The 2,290-nt window shown below is 59.3% G+C and carries 2 protein-coding genes, 1 tRNA gene, 1 rRNA gene and 1 pseudogene; 1 reads left to right on the top strand and 4 read right to left on the bottom strand.

Features of this window, described 5'->3' with window-relative positions:
* Window positions 1-265 precede the first annotated feature (265 nt).
* Window positions 266-1,318 (top strand): annotated as a pseudogene (locus tag BF95_RS30050) (recombinase family protein); the annotation flags it as partial.
* 147 nt (window positions 1,319-1,465) lie between these two features.
* Here the strand turns inward: BF95_RS30050 and BF95_RS30045 are convergent.
* The 4 genes from BF95_RS30045 to rrf all read right to left on the bottom strand — a co-directional run.
* Window positions 1,466-1,648, bottom strand: a complete 183-nt coding sequence (locus tag BF95_RS30045; RefSeq protein ID WP_043153255.1) for a hypothetical protein — start codon at window positions 1,646-1,648, stop codon at window positions 1,466-1,468.
* A 51-nt stretch (window positions 1,649-1,699) separates the two neighbouring features.
* Window positions 1,700-1,870 (bottom strand): hypothetical protein, encoded by a 171-nt coding sequence (locus BF95_RS30040; protein WP_235209848.1) that lies wholly within the window; start codon window positions 1,868-1,870, stop codon window positions 1,700-1,702.
* Between the two features lie 46 nt (window positions 1,871-1,916).
* A tRNA-Met gene (locus BF95_RS24950) sits at window positions 1,917-1,993 on the bottom strand.
* Between the two features lie 190 nt (window positions 1,994-2,183).
* Window positions 2,184-2,290 (bottom strand): 5S ribosomal RNA (gene rrf, locus BF95_RS24945); the annotation flags it as partial.

Raw genomic sequence — 2,290 nt, 5'->3', positions numbered from 1 at the left:
GAGCGACCGAGACTGGTCGACTCCCGCCGGATTAGCAGAAGACGGACTGCACCCGAGAAGCGAATATTTTGCTACAAGGAGCCGACGAAGGCCATCGGCAGGTCACCGCTAGTTTATCGATTCCGGCATCGCAGACCCCGTTCAGTGCCGGGCGGAATTCCGGGCGACGGCATAAAAGCGCGTTCCAATTTTGATATATTCCTCAGATTGGCAAGCATGGTCAAATCTGTAGACTGACCCCAAAGATCATCCCTGGAGACTCCGAATGCCCCGCGTAGCGYTGTATGCCCGCTATTCCGACGATAAGCAGAGCCCTGCATCGATCGACGATCAGTTTTTGATATGCCGTGAACAGGCGGCGCGCGAAGGCTGGCGGATTGTCGCCAATTATAAGGATGCAGCGATCTCAGGCGCGAGCGTCATACTGCGTCCCGGCATCCAGTCACTTTTGCAGGATGCGCAGATGGGGCGCTTCGACATTCTGCTGGCCGAGGCGTTGGATCGGGTGTCGCGCGACCAGGCCGACGTTGCCACGCTCTACAAGAATCTCCAGTTCGCCGGCGTGAAGATCGTCACCTTGGCAGAGGGTGAGGTTTCCGAACTGCATGTCGGCCTCAAGGGCACGATGAACGCGCTGTTCCTCAAGGATCTTGCGAAGAAGACCCATCGCGGTCTGCGCGGCCGCGTCGAGAAGGGCAAATCGGGTGGCGGGCTTTGCTTTGGCTATGACGTCGTGCGGCGCTTCTCCAGCGAAGGCGAACCGGTCCACGGTGARCGCAGCATCAATGCCGCSGAAGCTGAAGTCATTCGCCAGGTTTTCCGACAGTTCGCCAAYGGGCTCAGCCCCCAYGCAATYGCCTGCCGTCTGAATGAYTCCGGGATTTCAGCCCCAACGGGCAAGCTGTGGACATCAACCACGATCCGCGGCCACGCCAAGCGCGGCACMGGCCTCCTCAACAATGAGCTKTATATCGGCAAACTYGTCTGGAACCGGCTGCGCTATYTGAAGAACCCGCAAACYGGCAAGCGCGTCTCYCGYATCAATCCCAAATCCGAATGGATTGTGACCGAGGTTCCTGACCTGCGGATCGTGGATGAAGAACTCTGGCAGGCYGTGAAGGCAAGGCAGGAGAATATCGCGATCCAATATGCCGACGTCATCGAGGCAACGCGCTCCGCCCATACAGCTCTTAATCGAACGCATCGCCCCAAAAGCCTTCTCTCGGGCCTGGTCTATTGCGGCTGCTGCGGCGGTCCTTATTCCCTTCGCGGGCAGGGGCGGTTTGCCTGTTCGAACCATGGTGATACGAAAAGCTGCGCGAACGGGCATAGCATCACGCGAGACAAGCTGGAAGCGCGCGTCCTTGACGGCCTGCGCGATCGCATGATGACCCCCGATATCGCAGCAGAGGCCATTCGGACCTTTGTCGACGAGAGCAACCGGATCAATCACCAGCGCCGCGCGTCAGAAATCGCCGATCGAACGGATCTGCAGAAAGTCCTCAAGGCGATCAACGGCCTTGTGACACTCGCGAAAGAAGGCAAGGGCACACGCGCGCTTGTCGATGAACTTTTGGAGTTGGAAGCCCAAGAGGATGCGCTCCGCGCCCGGCTCGCTGCGGCACCGGTGGATGTGCCCGACATCCATCCCAACATCTCCGAGATTTATCGGCGCAAGGTGGAACGACTGACGCACGCACTATCGCAGCCGGAAGAGCGCCAGGAAGCCGCCGATGCGTTGCGGGCGCTGATCGAGCGCATCGAGCTTACGCCCGGCGCGAAGCGCGGTGAGGTCAACGCCATGCTCTACGGCGAGTTTGGCAGGATCCTGGAGTGGATCGAACAGCGTGGATTGGCCGAGAATGCACAAAGCCCCGGCGCATTTGCGTCGGGGCTTTGTGGAATGTCGGTTTCGGTGGTTGCGGGAGTAGGATTTGAACCTACGACCTTCAGGTTATGAGCCTGACGAGCTACCGGGCTGCTCCATCCCGCGGAGAGTTTGTTTGGCCTCAAGCGCCGGCATCGACTTGCTGTCGACTTGGCTTTCCTCGCATAAGCTCGGGCGGCCGTTCGGCCTTGCGGGCCTTTGGCCCGTTTGGCGCATTCCCTTGGGAACAGGCTTCAGGGCTGATTAGCCATTGGCATCATGAATGGGTTTTTGCTGATTTTGCGCGAGCTTCAATGCCTGGCGACGCCCTACTCTTCCAGTGCTTGAGCAATAGTACCATCGGCGCAGACTGGTTTCACGGCCGAGTTCGGGATGGGATCGGGTGGGTCACAGACGCTATGG

Origin of the sequence: Sphingobium sp. Ant17, assembly GCF_000588875.1 — a bacterium.
Taxonomy (GTDB): domain Bacteria; phylum Pseudomonadota; class Alphaproteobacteria; order Sphingomonadales; family Sphingomonadaceae; genus Sphingobium.
Note: the sequence above shows the minus strand (reverse complement) of the source record. Positions and strands in the feature narration are given on the sequence as shown.

What these genes read in the sequence shown, in the direction of transcription:
- BF95_RS30045 (WP_043153255.1), bottom strand. Translation starts at nt 1,648, where the DNA reads ATGGATGTCGGGCACATCCACCGGTGCCGCAGCGAGCCGGGCGCGGAG.